Raw genomic sequence first — 18,431 nt, forward strand, 5'->3', positions numbered from 1 at the left:
CATGGCGAGATGGCGCTACCTGGAACCCCCCGCTTCCCCGACGACGTCCCGACCTTGACGGAGGGCGACGTGACGCTTCGCGCGCACCGCGAGCAGGACGCGCCCGACGTCGTCGTGCAGTGCACCGACCCGGTCTCCGTCCGGTGGACGACCGTGCCGCACCCGTACGACCTCGAGATGGGGCGCGGCTGGATCCGTGAGGTCGTCCCGGGTGGCTGGGAGGCCGGCACCGAGCACGCGTTCGCGATCGAGTCGACCCACCCCGACGGCGTTCGCCGCTTCTCCGGCACGGTCTCCGTGCGTGACGCCGGCCCAGGGCGCGGTGAGATCGCGTTCGGCGCGCACCCCGACATCCGCGGGCGCGGGGTCATGACGACCGCCGTCGACCTGCTGCTGCGCTACGCCTTCGACATGCTCGGCCTGCGGGTCGTCGTCTGGTACGCGAACGTCGGCAACGTCGGCTCGCGCCGTGTCGCCTGGAAGAGCGGGTTCACGTTCGGCGGCACGATGCACGCGTGGCTCGACCATCGCGGCGAGTCGACCGACGCGTGGGTCGCTACGCGGCACCGCGACGACCCTGCAGGGCCGCAGGGCCCGTGGGACGACGGCTCCGGCCAGACGGCCTAGCGGGACGCGGCGCGGGCTGCGCGTTCGGCGAGGCCTGCGAAGGCGGCTCGCAGCTCGTCGGGCCCGACGACGTCGACGTCCGCCTCGAAGCGGGCGAGCGACGCCGCGAGCCCGGTCCACGACCACGACCCGCTCGTGACCTCGCACCGGTCGGCGTCGACCGGTATGACGACGCCGTCGGGCACGAAGGGCGCGACCTCCCCGGCGGGGCGGTGCAGGACTGCCGTGCCCTCGCACGGCCAGCGGTCCTCGGCTGCCGCGCCCTTGAGGCGTGCGGCGACGTACGCCGCGACGTCGGGGTTCGGCAGGTCGCGCGGCGTGAAGCGGGCCCCGCGGGGCGTGCGGAGGGTCATGCGATCGGCACGGAACAGGCGCCAGTCGTCACGGTCGAGGTCCCAGGCGAGCAGGTACCAGCGCCCGCGGGCGGCAACGAGACGGTGCGGTTCGACGCGCCGAGGCGAGGCCGGGAGGCTCTCGCTGGCGGGTGTGGTGGCCCGCTCGTAGGCGAAGCGCAGCACCTCCCGTGCCCGGACCGAGGCCGAGATCTCGACGAGCGTCTCGTGCGGCACCACGGCATCCGACGCAGGGAGGGCGACCGTGAACTCGAGGGCTTCGAGGCGCCGGCGCAGGCGTGCCGGCATCACCTGCTTGAGCGTCGTGAGGGCGCGCAGCGCGGCCTCCTCGATCCCGGCGTCGGTCGCGGTCGCCGCCTGGAGGGCGAGCGTGAGGGCGAGAGCCTGGTCGTCGTCGAACAGGAGGGGCGGCAGCTCGCGGCCGTGGTCGAGACGGTATCCGCCGTCGGTGCCGGGCGTCGCGTCGATCGCGTACCCCAGGTCGCGGAGCCGGTCGACGTCGCGGCGGACGGTCCGGTGGCTGACCGCCAGGCGGCGCGCGAGCTCGGGACCGGACCAGGGGCGGCCAGCCTGCAGGAGCGAGAGGAGCCCGAGCAGCCGCGCGGTGCTCGACGAGGTCGTCATGCGCTCAACCTAGCCGCGATCGAGGACAGGACCTGTCCGCATCGCCCTCGAGAGTGGTCTCGTCAGCATCCACGCACCCAAGGAGCAACCATGAGCATCTCGACGACCCCCCACCTGAACTTCCGCGGAACCGCCCGCGCCGCCCTCGAGCGCTACCAGGAGGTGTTCGGCGGCGCTCTGACTCTCACCACCTACGCCGAGGTCGGCATGCCGGCCGACGCGCCCGGGGCAGGGCTCGTCGTCTTCGGCCAGGTCGACACGGGCGACGGCTTCCGCCTCATGGCCTATGACGTGCCCGGCACGGGCGACGGCGTACCGATCACCGCGGGAACGACACGCCGCGAGAACGGCGCGACGCTCACCGAGCAGCCGTTCTTCGTGTCCGTGCGCGGCTCCGGGCTCGCCGAGGTGCAGCGCCTGTTCGAGGGACTCGCCGAGGGCGGGAGCGTCGTCGAGCCGCTCGCAGCATCCGCGTGGAGCCCAGGCTTCGGCATGCTCGTCGACCCGTTCGGTGTCACCTGGGTGATCGACGTCGCACCCGCGCACGCAGCCTGACGGGACTCCCTGCGGCGGCCGGTGCCGCCGCAGGGACGCGCGTCAGAGCGTCCCGACCTCGGTCACCTGGAGCACGACCTCGCCCGCCTCGTCCGACGCGTCGAGGTCGACGACGGCGCGGACGTGCCACGCCCGGTCACCGTCCGGGTCGTCGAGGACCTGGCGCACGGCCCAGCGGCGCGGGTCGCCGTCGACCTGCTCGGTGATCTCCACGAGCTTCGGCGACCGTGCCGCGCCGGTGATGCCGATCGCGTCGTCGCCGTACTCCTCGAACATCGGGTCGAGCGCGTCCGCCCACGCGTCGGCGTCCCAGCCGTCCGCGGCGTCGAGCGCGCCGAGCGCCGAGTACGCCTCGCGCGACGCGAGCTCGACGCGGCGGAACATGGCGTTGCGGACGAGCACGCGGAACGAGCGGACGTTGCCCGTGACGGGGCGCGCGGGCGCCTCCGCGCCGGTGCCCGAGAGGGGTCCGTCGCCCGTGAGCGTGTCCGCGTCGTCGTCGACCGGGTTGGCGAGCCGCTCCCACTCGTCGAGCAGGCTCGAGTCCGTGCCGTGCACGACCTCGCCGAGCCACTCGACGAGCTCCTCGACCTCCTCGGTGCGGTGCTCGGCCGCGACCGTCTGCCGCAGCGTGCGGTACGCATCAGCGAGGTAGCGCAGCAGCACGCCCTCGGTGCGGTCCAGCTGGTAGCGCGAGACGAACTCCGAGAACGTCTGCGCCCGCTCGATCATGTCCCGCACGACCGACTTCGGGCTCAGCTCCTGGTCCGCGACCCAAGGGTTGCCCTTCTTGTACGACGCGAACGCGGGGACGAGCAGGTCCTCGAGCGGCTTGGGCCACGAGACCTCCTCGAGCAGCGCCATCCGCTCCTCGTACTCGTAGCCCTCGGCCTTGAGCGCGCCGATCGCCTCGCCCCGGGCCGCCCGCTCCTGCGCGTACAGCACCTGCCGCGGGTCCGAGAGCGTCGCCTCGACGATCGAGACGACGTCGAGCGCGTGCGTCGGCGAGTCGACGTCGAGCAGCTCTTGCGCCGCGAGCGCGAAGGGGGACAGCGGCTGGTTGAGCGCGAAGTCCCGCGGCAGGTCGACCGTGAGGCGCACGGTCGGGCGCGTCATGCCGTCTGGCCCCGTCACGCGGGACTTCTCGACGATGCCCGCCTGCCGCAGCGACCGGTAGATGCGGAACACCTGGCGGACGTGCCGCGCCTTCGCCGCGTCCGCGTCGTGGTTGGCGGTGAGCAGGTGGCGCATCGCCGTGATCGCGGCGGTCCCGTCGTCGTCCCGCTCGGCGCGGGCCAGCACGTTGAGGACCATCGCGTGGTTGACGGTGAAGTGGCTCGTGAGCGGCTCCGGATCGGCGTCGCGCAGGCGCTCGAACGTCTTGTCGGTCCAGTTGACCGACCCTTCCGGGGCCTTCTTGCGGACGATCTTCTTGAGCTTCTTCGGGTCGTCGCCGGCCTTGGCGAGCAGCTTGCGGTTCTCGATGACGTGCTCGGGCGCCATGACCAGCACGTCGCCGACCGTGTCGAAGCCTGCGCGCCCTGCGCGCCCGGCGATCTGGTGGAACTCGCGCGCCGTGAGGTGGCGCATGCGCTCGCCGTCGTACTTGACGAGGCTCGTGAACAGGACCGTGCGGATCGGCACGTTGATGCCGACGCCGAGCGTGTCCGTCCCGCACACGACCTTGAGCAGGCCCTGCTGCGTGAGGCGCTCGACGACACGGCGGTACTTCGGCAGCATCCCCGCGTGGTGCACACCGATGCCCGCCCGCAAGAACTTGCTGAGCACCCGGCCGAAGCCCGACGAGAACCGGAAGTCTCCGAGCTCCGTGGCGATCGCGTCGCGCTCCGCGCGCGTCGCGACGTTCATGGAGAGCAGCGCCTGCGCGCGGTCGACGGCGTCCTTCTGCGTGAAGTGCACGATGTAGACGGGCGCGCGGTGCGTCTGCACGAGCTCCTCGATGACGTCGCCGAGCGGTTCGACGACGTACTCGAAGCTGAGCGGTACGGGACGCTCGGCACCCGTGACGAGCGCGACCGGACGACGCGTGCGCTTCTCGATGTCCTCGACGAAGAACGACGTGTCGCCGAGCGTCGCGCTCATCAGCAGGAACTGGGTGTCGGGCAGCTCGAGCAGCGGCACCTGCCATGCCCAGCCGCGCTGCGGGTCGGCGTAGAAGTGGAACTCGTCCATGACGACCTGCGAGATCGCGTCCTGCCCCGTGCGCGTGCCGCCGTCGCGCAGCGCGATGTTCGCGAGGATCTCCGCCGTGCAGCAGATGATCGGCGCCTCCGGGTTGACCGCGGAGTCGCCCGTCATCATGCCGACGTTCTCCGAGCCGAACACGTCGACGAGCGCGAAGAACTTCTCGCTCACGAGCGCCTTGAGCGGAGCCGTGTAGTACGTCCGCCCGCCGGTTCCCGCGCGGTACGCGGCGAGGGCCGCGAAGTGCGCGCCCGTCGCGACGAGCGACTTTCCCGACCCGGTCGGCGTGGACAGGATCACGTGCGAGCCCGACACGAGCTCCATGAGCGCCTCGGACTGCGCCGGGTACAGCGCGAGCCCTCGTCCGGCGGTCCACTCCTCGAACGCCTCGAACAGGGCGTCAGCGTCGGTCGTGGCAGGGAGGGCAGCGGTCAGGCTCGCGGTGTGGATGCTCATCGTGGCTCCATCGTCTCAGGTCGCTGCGGCCCGAGGGGTGATCCGCCCGCTCGCGGACTGCACGGTGCAGTGCTAGCAACGAAGCATGGTCCAGCTTCTGACGGTCGGTCATGGCACGCTCGATCGCGCGGGCCTCGGTGAGCTGCTGCGGGCTGCGGGGGTTGCCACGCTCGTCGACGTCCGGCGCTTCCCGGGCTCGCGGCGCAACCTCGACGTGTCACGGGACGTGCTGCCGTCGTGGCTCCCCGAGGAAGGGATCTCGTACCGGTGGGACGAGCGCCTCGGTGGTCGCCGACGCATCCGGCCGGGTGAGGAGCCGCGTGACACGTGGTGGCGCGTCGAGGCGTTCCGCGCCTACTCCGCCTGGACGCGCACTCCCGAGTTCGGTGAGGCGCTCACCGAGCTGCTCGACGACGCGGCCGCGCGCACGGTCGCGATCATGTGCAGCGAGTCGGTCTGGTGGCGCTGCCACCGCCGCGTGATCTCGGACGTCGCGGCGCTCGCCCGCTCGGCAGAGGTACGTCACCTCATGCACGACGGCCGCCTCGTCGACCATGCCCCTGCAGAAGGCGCACGCCTCGTCAGCGAAGGCGTCGTCTGGGACGGACCTGCCTGAGCGCAGCCAGGATGTCCCGACCGGTTCACCCGGGGGACGCCCCTCGGACGGTGTGCAGACATCAGCCCAGGTCAAGGTGTCGGTGACGGTCCGGACGGACCCCTCCCGAGCCTTGAAGGACGACGATCCCATGTCAGTGCACAGCCGCTGGACGGCCACCGCTCTCGCCGCCACGATGACTCTCGCCCTCGCCGCGTGCGGCACCGGCGCAGCCGCAGACACCCCGGCCACGTCCGCGTCGGGCGGCGCCTCGAAGGCGGCCACGGCCACGACCGCCGCCGACCTCGGGGGCCTCGACGCCCTCGTCGCGGCTGCGAAGGCGGAGGGGCAGATCAACGTGATCGCACTCCCGGACGACTGGGCCAACTACGGCGCCGTCAAGGCTGGCTTCCAGAAGAAGTACGGGATCACGGTCAACTCGATCCTCCCCGACGCCTCCTCGAAGGAGGAGATCGCGGCTGCCGAGGCGAACAAGGGGACCGATCAGGCGCCCGACGTCTTCGACCTGGGGACGAACGTCGCACTCGAGTCGACCGCCTACTTCGCGCCCTACAAGGTCGAGGCGTGGGAGAAGATCCCCGCCGAGAACAAGGACGCCTCTGGCCTGTGGGTCAACGACTACACGGGCATCATGAGCGTCGGCTACAACGCGACGAAGTACGGTGAGATCACGTCGCTCGACCAGCTGACCGACGAGAAGTTCCGCGGAGCCGTCGCGCTCAACGGCAAGCCTGCGGAGGCGGGCGCCGCGTTCAACGGCTTCCTCATGACCAACGCGGCGAAGGGTGGCACGTTCGACGACCTGCAGCCCGGGCTCGACTTCTTCGCGAGCCTCGCCGAGGCGGGCACGCTCAACGTCAAGGACGTGACGGCCGGCACCGTCGACGCCGGCGAGCACGGCGTCGTCATGGACTGGTCCTACAACCAGCTCTCGACGCAGGCGCGCCTCGCCGAGAAGGGCGTCGAGTGGAAGGTGTTCGTCCCTGAGGGTGGCGAGATCGCCTCGTTCTACAACCAGGCCATCAACAAGGACGCGCCGCACCCGGCGGCGGCCCGCCTGTGGCAGGAGTACCTCTTCTCGCCCGAGGCCCAAAACCTCTGGCTCGCCGGGGGCGCCCGCCCCGTGCTGTTCGACGCGCTCGAGGCTGACGGGAGCCTCGACACGGCCGCTGCTGACACGCTGCCCGAGGTGTCCGGGACTCCTCAGACGCCGACGATCGAGCAGGCCGAGAAGGCCAACACCGTCCTCGCGCAGAGCTGGGAATCCACGGTCTCCTGATGGTGACAGCCACCTTGCCCGTCGGGAGCGTGCGCGCCGCGCGCCCCGCGGCTCCTGCTCGCAGCCGGGCCGCCGCCCGGCTGCGAGCGGGAGCGGGCCTCGCGCCCTTCTTCGGGTACACGGCCGTGTTCCTGCTGCTGCCGACGCTCATCGTGGTCGACGGCGCCTTCCGAGGAGCCGACGGCGCGCTCACGCTCGACGGGCTGCGGGACGCCGCGACGGCCCGCACCGCTCAGGTGTTCTGGACCTCCACGTGGCTGTCCGCCGTCACGGCGGCGATCGGCACCGTCGTCGGTGGCGTGCTCGCCTACGCGCTGTCCACGGCGCCGGTCACGAGCGTCCCGCGGAAGGTGCTCACGGGCTTCTCCTCGGTCCTCGCGCAGTTCGGCGGGGTGATGCTCGCGTTCGCGTTCATCGCGACGCTCGGCACCAACGGCATGGTGACGCGGGTCGTGCACGAGCAGCTCGGCCTGCAGGTCCCGCCCGACCTGCTGTCGAGCATGACGGGGCTCGTCGTCGTGTACGCCTACTTCCAGGTGCCGCTCATGGTCATCGTCTTCCTGCCTGCGCTCGACCGGGTGCGCCCGCAGTGGCGCGAGGCGACCGCCGTCATGGGTGGGACGACCGCGCAGTTCTGGCGTCGTGTCGCCGGGCCGATCCTCCTGCCTCAGGTCCTCGGAGCCTTCCTGCTGCTGTTCGCGAACGCGTTCTCCGCGTTCGCGACCGCTGCCGCCCTGATCTCGCAGCAGACGGTCCTCGTGCCGATGGCGATCGAGTCGGCGATCCGCAACGAGAACAACACCGGCATGGATTCGTACGCGCAGGTGCTCGCGCTCGGCATGGTCGTGGTCGTCGCCCTGGTCATGGGCGCGCACGCCCTCCTGCTGCGCCGAGCCGCCCGCTGGACGAAGGACGCCCGATGACCGCCCCCACGCTCACAGCCGGCACCTCGCACGCTGGCCGTGCCAGGCGACGTCAGGCCGTGATGCGCCGCACCGTCCTCAGCGTCGGGACGGTCGCGATGCTCGTCCCGGTCGTCGCGCTCCTCGAGTACTCCGTGCGTTTCCCGCTCACGGGAGCCGTCGACCTCTCGGCATGGCGCAAGATCGTCGCGGGCCGCACGACCGAGTACCAGTCGCTCGCCCCGCTGTGGTCCGGCCTGACGAGCTCCCTGGTCATGTGCGCGCTGACGGTCGCGATCATGCTCGGCCTCCTGCTGCCGACCATGGTGTGGGTGCGGCTGCGTGCCCCCCGGGCGGCTCGCACGCTCGAGCTCGTGTGCCTGCTGCCGCTGTCCATCCCCGCGGTCGTGCTCGTCGTCGGCCTCGCGCCCGTGTACCGCTTCCTCGCGGGGACGCCGCTCGGGTCGTCGACCGTCTGGCTGTCGTTCGCCTACGTGATCCTCGTCCTGCCGTTCGCGTTCCGGGCGCTCGACGCCGGGCTGCGGGCGATCGACCTCGTCACGCTCGCGGAGGCCGCTCGCACGCTCGGGGGCGGCTGGTCCCGCATCCTGCTGCGGGTCGTCGTGCCGAACCTCCGCCCGGCGATCGTGTCCTCGTCGTTCGTGACGGTCGCCGTCGTGCTGGGGGAGTTCACGGTCGCGCGGCTGCTCGCGCGCGAGAACCTCCAGACCGCCCTGTTCCAGGTGAACCTGTCCGACAGCCAGGTCGCCGCCGCGATGGCGTTCGTGCTCCTGGCCGGCACGACGGTACTGCTCGTCACGCTCGAGCTGCTCGCCACGCGCACTGCCCGCACCGCCCGTCCGCGCGGCACCGAGCCTTCCCGGCCCGGCGTCGGGCGTGAGCCCCGAGGAGACCGTCGATGATCACCCAGCCCGCCCCGACCGTGCCCGCCTCCGACGCCGGCCCTCGGCCCGAGACGTTGGACGTGGCCACCGCCCGGCGTCGCACGGCCGACGGAGACGCGTCCGACGTCGTGCTCGACGGCCTGTGGCGTCGCCTCGGCGACGTGCAGGCTCTCGCCGGCATGAGCCTGACGGTCCCGGCCGGGACGCTCGTCGCGCTGCTCGGCCCGAGCGGCTGCGGCAAGACGACGGCTCTGCGCGTGCTCGCCGGGCTCGAGGACCTCGACGCCGGCGCGGTGCGGGTCGCGGGCCGGGACGTCTCCCACGTCCCGGCGCACCGCCGTGACAACGCGATGGTCTTCCAGGCGTTCTCCCTCATGCCGCACATGACGGCAGGCGAGAACGTCGCCTTCGCGCTCGAGCTGCGCGGCGTCCCGCGGCGGGCGCGGGCCGCGATCGTCGACGAGCATCTCGAGCTGGTCGGGCTGGGCTCGCACCGCGACCGGTACGCCCACCAGCTCTCGGGCGGGCAGCAGCAGCGCGTCGCCCTCGCCCGCGCGCTCGCGGTGCGCCCCGCCGTGCTCCTGCTGGACGAGCCGTTGTCCGCTCTCGACGCCAAGGTGCGCGTGTCGCTGCGTGACGAGATCCGACGCATCCAGTCGCAGACCGGCATCACGACGCTGTTCGTGACTCACGACCAGGAGGAGGCGCTCGTCGTCGCCGACCAGGTCGCGGTCATGCGCGCAGGCGCGGTCGTGCAGGTCGACACGCCGCAGGGGCTCTACCAGCGGCCGCGTGACGAGTTCGTCGCGACGTTCATCGGCGCGACGAACCGTGTGCGTGCACTCGCGTCGGACGGGACGGCACTCGTCGAGGGGTGGGGGCCGGTGCCGCTGCTTCCTGGGTCGGCGCAGGGCGAGGTGACGCTCCTCGTGCGCCCTGAGCACGTGCGTGTCGGCGCCGCCGACTCCCGAGGTGCGCGCGTCGCGGACGTGTCATTCCTGGGCACGCACGCCCAGGTGCGGGTCGCGCTCCCGGGGCGGCTCGACGTCGTCGCGCAGCTCCGGGTCGACGACGCTGCCTCGCTGCGCCCGGGGGACGCGGTCGGCCTGACGTTCGACACGGTGCCTGCGCTCGCGGTCGAGCGGTCGGCGGCGGACGGCGTGGACGTGCGCTGACCTGGGCGGTGGGCGCCGCGGCCTAGTTGATGGTGCCGAGCGCGTCGTCGCACACCGCGACGAGACGTTCGCGCAGGGACGCTGCGCGGTCCGCGAAGCCGCGCTGCCGGGCGGAGTACTCGGCCTTGCCCTCGGCCGTCTCGATCGCGACGGCCGGCAGGCCGTACGACGAGACGTCGTAGGGGGAGGCCTGCATGTCGAGGTAGCGCACGTCCCGTGCCAGCTCGAAGCAGTCGAGCAGGAGCGTGCCGGGTACGGCGGGGCCGAGCTTCTCGGCCCACTTGAACAGGTCCATGTTGGCGTGCAGGCAGCCGGGCTGCTCGAGCTCGGGCTGGTTCTCGCGCGTCGGCTGCAGCCGGTTGAGCGGTGCTGCCTCGGGCGTGAAGAAGCGGAACGCGTCGAAGTGCGAGCACCGCACGGGATGGGACTCGACGACCTCGTCGGTGCCGCGGGCGCCGAGGCGCAGGGGGAGGGGGTGCCGGGTCGCGTCACCCTGGCGGTACACCATCGCCCACTCGTGCAGGCCGAAGCAGCCGACGTTCGCGGGGCGGCTGGAGGTGCGGGCGAGCAGGTTGCGCACGTAGCGCACCGTGTCGCCACGATCGGCGAGGAACGCCGCGACGTCGAGCGTCACGCCGTCGCCGGCGGGCGCGTGCCAGCGCCAGGTGAGGCGCTCGCGGACCTCCGTGACGTCGTCGGGTGCCGATCCTGGCAGGAGCGTCTCGCCGACGCCGGGGTGCCAGCGGCGAAGTCGCGCCGGGCGGGCTGCGTAGTACGTGAAGAGGAAGTCCTCGACCGCGTGCTTCTCGCCGTGCTGGCGGCGCTCCCGGAAGACGGCGGTGAGCTCGTCGGCGCGTCCGGCGTGCGCCGCCAGGGCCTCGCGCCACTGTGCGGCCTCGAGGGGGCGGGCGCGCGAGGTGGTGCGGTCCGCTGCGGTCATGCTCACCTGTCCAGGCTAGGGCACGGCCGGGGGAGGTCCGTGAGAGAGCGGACCCCCGACCGCCGGGGGTGCAGTCAGGGGTCCGCGTCCAGGGGGCGGCTCAGAAGGTGAAGCCGGACACCTTCTCGCGCAGGTCCGCGGAGAGCCGCGCGAGCTCGTCGACCGCAGTCGTGGACTGGGCGACGACGTCGCTCGTCGTGGTCGCGGCGTGCGCCACGCCGTTGATGTTCTGCGCGATGTCGCCCGAGCCGGTGGCGGCTTCGGAGACGGAGCGGGACATCTCGTTGGTGGTGGCGGTCTGCTCCTCGACGGCGGAGGCGATCGTGAGCTGGTAGTCGTTGATCTTGGCGATGACGCCGGAGATCTCGGTGATGGCGTGGACGGCGTTGTCGGTGTCGGCCTGGATGGCCTCGACCTTGCGGGCGATGTCCTCGGTGGCGCGTGCGGTCTCCTGGGCGAGGTCCTTGACCTCGGAGGCGACGACGGCGAAGCCCTTGCCGGCCTCGCCGGCGCGGGCGGCCTCGATCGTGGCGTTGAGGGCGAGGAGGTTGGTCTGCTCGGCGATCGAGGTGATGGACTTGACGACGTTGCCGATCTCCTGGCTGGAGGTGCCCAGGCGGGTGACGGTCACGGTCGCGTCGGCTGCCTGGGTGGTGGCGCGGTTGGCGACGTCGGCGGCCTCGGAGGCGTTCTGGGCGATCTCGCGGATGGAGGCACCCATCTGCTCGGCGCCGGCGGCGACGGTCTGGACGTTGCGGGAGACCTGCTCGGCAGCGGCAGCGACGACGCCAGCCTGGACCGAGGTCTCCTCGGCGCCTGCGGCGACCTGGGTGTTGGACGCGGCCAGCTCCTCGGAGGACGCGGCCACGGTGTGCGCGGTCTCGACGACGCCCGAGAGGGTCGCGGTCAGGTTGCGCTGCGCGGTCGTGAGCGCGGCTGCCATCTGACCGATCTCGTCCTTCGAGGTGATCTCGACGGTCGAGGTGAGGTCACCGGTCGCGAGGGACTGGAGGGCGTCGCGGACGGTCTCGATCGGGCGGCGGATGCGGCCGGCGACGAAGAGGCCGAAGGCGAGGCACAGGACGATGACGCCGACGATGACCCCGGCGACGATCGCGATGGTCGCCGTGGCCTGGGCGTTGGCGCTCTCGCGGATCTCGTTGACCGCCGCGTCGACGTGCTCCATCGTGGTCGTCAGCTCGGTGATGAGGGCGTCGCCTGCGAGCGCGGCGTCTCCGGTGCGCAGCCGCTGGGCGGTGGTCCGGTCTCCGGTCAGGATCGCGGGTGCGAGCCCTTCGGTCACGACGGACACGTACTTCTCCCAGCCCGTCACGAGGGTCTCCCGGTTCGGAAGGTCCGCGCCGATGAAGCGGGTGTAGTCCTGGAAGAGTGCGGCTGCGGCAGCGTCGGCGCTGGTCTGCACGGTCTCGATCTTCGCGATCTCCTCGTCGACCTGGTCCGGCTCGGCGGCCATGAGCGAGAGCGCGGCTGCGCGGGTGGCCCAGACCTCGTCGTTGAGCGCCATGGCGTCAGCGTTGAGCTCTCCGGCTGTGCTGCCCACCTCTGCCATGCTCGCCCGCGCCTGGAGGAGGCCCCAGGTGCCGAGAAGACCGATCAGCACGCAGCCGACGATGCCGGTGGCGACGAGCTGGAGGATCTTGGTGCGGATAGGTGCGTCGTAGAACCGGGCCATGAGGCCACGGTGCTTCGGTGTGGGGAGGGCAGGGTCGGACATGGGCATGCTCCCGAGACGTGGGGGGTGTGCCCCGGAGGCCGCTGGTGGTCAGGGCGCGGGGCGCGGGCGCCGTTCGGCGCTGCGTTGTGCCCGATCGGTCGGACCATGCACGGTGGTAGGAACCCGAAAGGACGAAAGTCCCCACGTCAAGGGTGCTTCCACCTGTGCCGCGCGTTGGTGCGGATCGGATAGGTGGCCTGTGACGGGCGTCACGTGCAGGGCTAGAAGAGCGCCACCTTCGGCGCCGGGGGGAAGATCTCGTCGAGCGCCGCAAGATCCTGCGCCGTCAGACGGCGCACAGCGCGCGCGTTCTGCACGACCTGCTCCGGACGCGTCGCGCCCGCGATCACCGAGGCGACCTGGGGGCGGGACGCCAGCCACGAGAACGCCACCTCGATCTCGGTCATCCCGCGCTCCGACGCGAACGCGGAGAACCTCTCGAGCTGGTCCCAGTCGGCCGTCTCGAGCAGGTAGCGCCGCGAGTGGGTCAGGCGCGAGCCCGCAGGGGCCTCGCCCCTGCGGTACTTTCCGCTGAGCAGGCCGTTCGCGAGCGGGAAGTACGGCAGGACCCCCAGGCCGTACGCCTCGGCGGCCGGGAGGACCTCGAGCTCCGCCCGCCTGTCGAGCAGGTTCAGGTGGTTCTGCGCCGACACGAACCGCTCGGTGCCGATCGCACGAGCCACGTGCTCGGCGTCGGCGATCTGCCAGCCCGCGCGGTTCGAGTGCCCGACGTAGACGACCTTCCCCGCGTGCACGAGGTCGTCGAGCGCGCGCAGCGTCTCCTCGATCGGCGTGCCGACGTCGGGGGTGTGCAGCTGCAGCAGGTCGATCCGGTCGGTCCCGAGCCTGCGCAGCGACCCCTCGACCGCGCGCACGATGTAACGACGCGACCCGCGAGCCCCGCGGTCCGGACCGTTCAGCCCGCGCACGTCCATGCCGAACTTCGTCGCGACCACGACGTCGTCACGGTCGCTCCCCAGCGCGCCCCCCAGCAGCGTCTCGCTCAGACCGGGCTCGGCACCGTAGTTGTCGGCGGTGTCGAAGAAGGTGATCCCGGCGTCGAGCGCCGCGCGCACGACGGCGGTCGCGCCTTCCGCGTCGCGCGTCGCGGTCCCCGTCCTGCCGAGGTTGTTGCAGCCCAGCCCGACGACCGACACGACGAGGCCGGAGCGGCCGAGCCGGCGCAGACCGGGGCCCGCGCCGGGCGAGGCGTCGAGGTCCGGAGCGGTCGCGGGAACGGTCTGCGGCGTCGTCATGGGGCCAACGTAGCCCCCGCCCGGTCAGGCGAGCGAGCGCACGACCCGTGCCGGGTTGCCCACCACGACGACGTCGCTCGGCACGTCGCGCACGACGACCGAGCCCGCTCCGACGACGCTGCGCGCACCGATCGTCACTCCCGGCAGCACGACGACGTTCCCGCCGAGCCACACGTCGTCCTCGATCGTCACAGGCTCCACCCGCTCCCACCCGGCTCGCCGGCTCTCGACGTCCATCGCGTGCTGCGGGGTGTAGATGCGGGCCGACGGCCCGATGAGCACGTTGCGCCCGATCGTCACGAGACCGCCGCCGAGCGCCAGGAAGTCCGCGTTGATGAAGGTGCCGTCGCCGACGTGCAGGCGCGTCCCGTAGTCGAGGTACAGCGGCGGGCGGAAGTCGACGCCCTCGCCGACCGAGCCGAGCATGTCGCGGAACATCTGCTCGGCGGCAGGCCGGTCCGTGTCGTACAGCTCGGTGATGCTGCGGCACGTGCGCTGGGTCGACGTCGTCATCTCCGCGAGCGCAGGGTCGAGGCGGTAGCGGTACCAGTCGCCGGCGACCATCTTGTCGTGCTCGCTGCGGGGATCGTCGGCGGCGTCGGCCGGGGGAGCGCTGAGAGTCATGGTCCGAGCGTACGGGCGTGCGGGCCCACCATGTGGTCGGGCGGGGTGGGCGAGCGGCCCCGCGACTAGCATCCTGGCCCATGACCTCGAGCACCGACGACGTCGCAGGGGCGACGCACCCGCGTGACGCCTACACCCACGGGCACCACGACTCGGTCCTGCGCTCTCACCGCTGGCGCACCGCCGAGAACTCCGCCGCCTACCTCCTGCCGCACCTCGCGAGCGGGCTCAGCGTCCTCGACGTGGGCTGCGGGCCGGGCACGATCACAGTGGACCTCGCGCGCACCGTCGCGCCCGGCGTCGTGACGGGGATCGACACGTCCGCCAAGGTGCTCGAGCAGGCGACGTCGTTCGCCGCCGACCAGGGCGTGCGGAACGTGACGTTCGTCGAGGCGGACGTCTACGAGCTCCCGTTCGAGGACGGCGCGTTCGACATCGTGCACGCCCACCAGGTGCTCCAGCACCTGTCCGACCCGGTCGCGGCGCTGCGCGAGATCAAGCGCGTCACGAAGGAGGGCGGCCTCGTCGCGGTCCGTGACGCCGACTACGCGGCGATGGCCTGGTACCCGCAGAGCGAGGCGCTCACGGAGTGGAACGAGCTCTACCACGAGGTGACGGCCGCCAACCGCGCGCAGGCTGACGCCGGGCGCCGGTTGCTGTCCTGGGTCCGCGAGGCAGGTTTCCCGCCGGAGGGCATCACCCCCTCGGCGGGCGTGTGGTGCTACGCGACCGAGGCCGACCGGACGTGGTGGGGCAACCTCTGGGCCGACCGCTGCTTGTCGTCGCAGTTCGGCATCCAGGCTCGCTCGACGGGCCTCGCCGACGACGTCGCGCTCGAGGAGATCGCGGCTGGCTGGCGCGACTGGGCCCGCGAGCCCGACGGGTGGTTCGCCATCACGCACGGTGAGGTCCTCGCGCGGAAGTAGGCTGGGACTCGTGCGTATCGCGAGATTCTCCCAGGGCAACGATCCACGCTATGCCGTCGTCGACGGCGAGCCGGGCCACGAGGTGCTCCGTGTCATCACGGGCGACCCGATCTACACGCCGGTCCAGGAGACGGGCGAGGTCGTCCCGATCACGGACGACGTCCGCCTGCTCGCCCCGGTGATCCCGCGCTCGAAGATCGTGGGTGTCGGCCGCAACTACGCGGACCACGTCAAGGAGATGGGCAACGAGGTCCCCACGACCCCGCTGCTGTTCTTCAAGCCGAACACGGCCGTCATCGGCCCGGATGACCCGATCGTCCTCCCGCCCTTCTCGCACGAGGTCTCCTACGAGGCCGAGCTCGCCGTCGTCATCGGCAAGGTGACCCGCAACGTGAGCCCCGAGCAGGCGCTCGGCAAGGTCTTCGGCTACACGGTCGCCAACGACGTGACGGCGCGCGACGTGCAGCGCGCCGAGGACCAGTGGGCGCGCGCCAAGGGGTTCGACTCGTCGTGCCCCATCGGTCCGTGGATCACGACGGGCCTCGACGTCGAGGACCTGGCCGTGCGCTCCCGGGTCAACGGTGAGACCCGCCAGGACGGCCGCACGTCGCAGATGGTCTTCGACACGGCCTACCTCATCTCCTACATCTCGGAGGCGTTCACGCTCCTCCCGGGCGACGTCATCCTCACGGGCACGCCCGCCGGGGTCGGCGAGATCGTGCACGCCGACGTCGTCGAGTGCGAGGTCGAAGGGGTCGGCGTGCTGCGCAACCCCGTCATCCGCCGCGACTGACCCACCTCTCTGCCTCCCTGTCACCCCCACCCGAACGACCCGAAACCCAGGTGCGTCTTGACCACTGACACCGTCTCTCCGATCCCGTCCGGCTCGGACGTCCGCGTCCGCTTCTGCCCGTCCCCGACAGGGACGCCGCACGTGGGCCTGATCCGGACGGCGCTGTTCAACTGGGCGTACGCCCGTCACGTCGGCGGCACGTTCGTGTTCCGCATCGAGGACACCGACGCCGCACGCGACTCCGAGGAGAGCTACCAGCAGGTCCTCGAGGCGCTGCGCTGGCTCGGGCTCGACTGGGACGAGGGCGTCGAGGTGGGCGGGCCGCACGAGCCGTACCGGCAGTCGCAGCGCGGTGAGCTGTACCGCGACGTCGCGCGCCGGCTGCTCGAGGGCGGCTACGCGTACGAGTCGTTCTCGACGCCCGAGGAGATCAAGGAGCGCAACCTCGCGGCCGGGCGCCCCGAGGCGATGGGCTACGACGGTTTCGACCGTGACCTGACCGAGGAGCAGAAGGCCGCGTTCCGCGCGGAGGGCCGCGAGCCGGTGCTGCGTCTGCGCATGCCGGACGAGGACGTCTCGTTCACGGACCTCGTTCGCGGCGAGGTCACGTTCAAGGCGGGCTCGGTCCCGGACTATGTGATCGTGCGGGGCAACGGCCAGCCGCTCTACACGCTCGTCAACCCGGTCGACGACGCCCTCATGGAGATCACGCACGTGCTGCGCGGTGAGGACCTGTTGTCCTCGACCCCGCGCCAGGTGGTCCTGTACCGCGCGCTGCGCGAGCTCGGCGTCGCGAAGGTGACGCCGCAGTTCGGGCACCTGCCGTACGTCATGGGTGAGGGCAACAAGAAGCTCTCGAAGCGTGACCCGGAGTCGAACCTCTTCCTGCACCGCGAGCGTGGTTTCACGCCCGAGGGCCTCCTCAACTATCTCGCGCTGCTCGGATGGTCCATCGCCGCGGACCGCGACATCTTCTCCGTCGAGGAGCTCGTCGCGGCGTTCGACATCGCCGACGTCAACCCGAACCCGGCGCGCTTCGACCTCAAGAAGGCCGAGGCGATCAACGCGACGCACCTGCGCATGCTGGCGCCCGAGGACTTCCGCGGGCGGCTCGTGCCGTACCTGCACGCGGCCGGTCTCGTCACGGCTGACTCGTACGACGCGCTCCCTGCCGCCCAGGCTCGGCTGCTCGACGCGGGTGCGCCGCTCGTGCAGGAGCGCATGACGCTGCTCGGCGAGGTCGTCGGGATGCTCGGCTTCCTCTTCGTGGCGGACGACGCGGTCGCGCTCGACCCGGAGTCGCTCGCGGCGCTCGTCGACAAGAACACGTTCAAGGGTGTGCTGACGGGCGTCGACGCGGTGTTCGACGAGCTGCCCGCAGACGCGCCGAAGGGCACCCCCCTCACGCTCTCCGAGGGGTCGAAGGAGCAGGTGCGCGAGCGTCTGCGCGAGATGCTCGACGTGTCTGTCGCGACGATCGAGGGCCTCACGGCGTTCGACCCGGAGACGACGCAGGACGCGCTGAAGGCTGCCCTCATCGAGGGCATGGGGGTCAAGCCGAAGTTCGCGTTCGCGCCGCTGCGCGTCGCGATCACGGGTCGGCGCGTCTCGCCGCCGCTCTTCGAGTCGATGGAGATCCTCGGCAAGGAGTCGTCGCTCGCGCGGCTGCGCGCACTGCGTGCTGCGCTGTGACGGGGTACGGCATCGAGGGAGTCCTGTTCGACGTCGACGACACGCTCGTCGACACGCGCGGCGCGTTCGCGTCGGCGATGTCGGTGCTGGCCGGCGTCTACCTGCCGCACCTGCCGCCCGAGCGGCACGGGGACGTGCTCGCCGTCTGGCGGCGCGACGTCGGTGGGCACTACCGCGCCTACACGCGCGGTGAGGTGGACTTCCGGACGCAGCGCATGACGCGGGCGAACGAGCTGCACGCGCAGTTCGCTGGTCCCGTGCTCGACGACGCGGCGTTCGACGCGTGGGACGGCGTCTTCGAGTCGGCGTTCGCCGCCGCGTGGCGCGCGTTCGACGACGCACCCCGTGCGGTCGACGCGCTCCTGGCGGACGGCGTCCGCGTGGGCGCGCTGTCCAACGCCGCCGTCGAGTACCAGGTGCGCAAGCTCGCCACGGTCGGTCTGGGTGACCGGGTGCCGATGCTCGTCGGCGTCGACACGCTCGGCGTGGGCAAGCCTGCGCCGGAGGTCTTCGTGGAGGCGTGCCGGCGGTTGGGCACGGACCCGGGACGCACGCTGTACGTCGGTGACGAGCTCGACATCGATGCGACCGCGGCGCGTCGGGCTGGTCTGCGCGGGGTGTGGCTGGACCGGCCTGGGACCCGCCGGGGTGGCGTGCACCTCGAGGACCCTGCTGCGGCTGCCGAGGCGGGGGTCGACGTCGTCACGACGCTCGACGCGCTCCCGGGCCTCGTCGCTGCGCGCCCCGACGGCGTGCTGCGCGCCTGAG

At 71.9% G+C, this 18,431-nt stretch carries 17 protein-coding genes; 11 read left to right on the forward strand and 6 right to left on the reverse strand.

The window, feature by feature from the left end:
* The first annotated feature begins 9 nt into the window (after positions 1–9).
* Positions 10–627, forward strand: coding sequence for a GNAT family N-acetyltransferase (locus HF995_RS06625; RefSeq protein ID WP_168447055.1), 618 nt, complete (start codon positions 10–12; stop codon positions 625–627).
* Here the strand turns inward: HF995_RS06625 and HF995_RS06630 are convergent.
* Entirely contained in the window at positions 624–1,604 is a 981-nt protein-coding gene (locus HF995_RS06630; protein WP_168447056.1) for a helix-turn-helix transcriptional regulator, read from the reverse strand. The two genes, HF995_RS06625 and HF995_RS06630, sit on opposite strands and share 4 nt — an antisense overlap.
* 90 nt (positions 1,605–1,694) lie before the next feature.
* Between HF995_RS06630 and HF995_RS06635 the strand changes: the two genes are divergently transcribed.
* Positions 1,695–2,159 (forward strand): VOC family protein, encoded by a 465-nt coding sequence (locus HF995_RS06635; protein ID WP_168447057.1) that lies wholly within the window; start codon positions 1,695–1,697, stop codon positions 2,157–2,159.
* Between the two features lie 42 nt (positions 2,160–2,201).
* On the opposite strand, the gene HF995_RS06640 is transcribed toward HF995_RS06635, so the two are convergent.
* Entirely contained in the window at positions 2,202–4,820 is a 2,619-nt protein-coding gene (locus tag HF995_RS06640) for a DEAD/DEAH box helicase (RefSeq protein WP_168447058.1), read from the reverse strand.
* 85 nt (positions 4,821–4,905) lie between these two features.
* Between HF995_RS06640 and HF995_RS06645 the strand changes: the two genes are divergently transcribed.
* From HF995_RS06645 to HF995_RS06665, 5 genes are all read left to right on the forward strand, one after another.
* Positions 4,906–5,436 (forward strand): DUF488 domain-containing protein, encoded by a 531-nt coding sequence (locus HF995_RS06645; RefSeq protein ID WP_168447059.1) that lies wholly within the window; start codon positions 4,906–4,908, stop codon positions 5,434–5,436.
* Positions 5,437–5,566: 130 nt separating this feature from the next.
* Complete coding sequence (locus HF995_RS06650) at positions 5,567–6,715, forward strand: ABC transporter substrate-binding protein (RefSeq protein ID WP_168447060.1); 1,149 nt, start codon at positions 5,567–5,569, stop codon at positions 6,713–6,715.
* Positions 6,715–7,638 (forward strand): ABC transporter permease, encoded by a 924-nt coding sequence (locus HF995_RS06655; RefSeq protein ID WP_210727258.1) that lies wholly within the window; start codon positions 6,715–6,717, stop codon positions 7,636–7,638. The genes HF995_RS06650 and HF995_RS06655 overlap by 1 nt, the downstream gene beginning before the upstream one ends.
* A complete protein-coding gene (locus HF995_RS06660) occupies positions 7,635–8,540 on the forward strand; it encodes an ABC transporter permease (RefSeq protein ID WP_168447061.1) in 906 nt (301 codons plus the stop codon). The genes HF995_RS06655 and HF995_RS06660 overlap by 4 nt, the downstream gene beginning before the upstream one ends.
* On the forward strand, positions 8,537–9,697 hold the full coding sequence (locus HF995_RS06665; protein ID WP_168447062.1) for an ABC transporter ATP-binding protein: 1,161 nt from the start codon (positions 8,537–8,539) through the stop codon (positions 9,695–9,697). Before HF995_RS06660 ends, HF995_RS06665 begins: the two co-directional genes overlap by 4 nt.
* A gap of 22 nt (positions 9,698–9,719) precedes the next feature.
* On the opposite strand, the gene HF995_RS06670 is transcribed toward HF995_RS06665, so the two are convergent.
* The 4 genes from HF995_RS06670 to HF995_RS06685 form a co-directional block, all read right to left on the reverse strand.
* Positions 9,720–10,637, reverse strand: coding sequence for a 3-methyladenine DNA glycosylase (locus tag HF995_RS06670; RefSeq protein WP_168447555.1), 918 nt, complete (start codon positions 10,635–10,637; stop codon positions 9,720–9,722).
* Positions 10,638–10,737: 100 nt separating this feature from the next.
* Entirely contained in the window at positions 10,738–12,372 is a 1,635-nt protein-coding gene (locus HF995_RS06675) for a methyl-accepting chemotaxis protein (protein ID WP_168447063.1), read from the reverse strand.
* A 221-nt stretch (positions 12,373–12,593) separates the two neighbouring features.
* The gene (locus HF995_RS06680; RefSeq protein ID WP_168447064.1) at positions 12,594–13,628 is read right to left on the reverse strand and encodes an aldo/keto reductase; all 1,035 of its coding nucleotides are present in this window, start codon (positions 13,626–13,628) and stop codon (positions 12,594–12,596) included.
* Positions 13,629–13,652: 24 nt separating this feature from the next.
* A complete protein-coding gene (locus HF995_RS06685) occupies positions 13,653–14,252 on the reverse strand; it encodes a sugar O-acetyltransferase (RefSeq protein ID WP_286189376.1) in 600 nt (199 codons plus the stop codon).
* An 80-nt stretch (positions 14,253–14,332) separates the two neighbouring features.
* Here HF995_RS06685 and HF995_RS06690 point away from each other — a divergent pair, with 80 nt between their 5' ends.
* Genes HF995_RS06690 through HF995_RS06705 form a run of 4 tightly spaced genes read left to right on the forward strand, consistent with a single transcriptional unit; the run spans position 14,333 to position 18,430 of the window.
* On the forward strand, positions 14,333–15,178 hold the full coding sequence (locus HF995_RS06690; protein ID WP_168447065.1) for a class I SAM-dependent methyltransferase: 846 nt from the start codon (positions 14,333–14,335) through the stop codon (positions 15,176–15,178).
* Between the two features lie 10 nt (positions 15,179–15,188).
* Entirely contained in the window at positions 15,189–15,971 is a 783-nt protein-coding gene (locus tag HF995_RS06695) for a fumarylacetoacetate hydrolase family protein (protein ID WP_168447066.1), read from the forward strand.
* A 57-nt stretch (positions 15,972–16,028) separates the two neighbouring features.
* Positions 16,029–17,663, forward strand: coding sequence for a glutamate--tRNA ligase (gene gltX / locus HF995_RS06700; protein WP_168447067.1), 1,635 nt, complete (start codon positions 16,029–16,031; stop codon positions 17,661–17,663).
* On the forward strand, positions 17,660–18,430 hold the full coding sequence (locus HF995_RS06705) for an HAD family hydrolase (protein ID WP_168447068.1): 771 nt from the start codon (positions 17,660–17,662) through the stop codon (positions 18,428–18,430). Before gltX ends, HF995_RS06705 begins: the two co-directional genes overlap by 4 nt.
* The last annotated feature ends 1 nt before the right edge of the window (position 18,431 follow it).

This window comes from Sanguibacter hominis ATCC BAA-789 (assembly GCF_012396185.1).
Lineage (GTDB): Bacteria > Actinomycetota > Actinomycetes > Actinomycetales > Cellulomonadaceae > Flavimobilis > Flavimobilis hominis.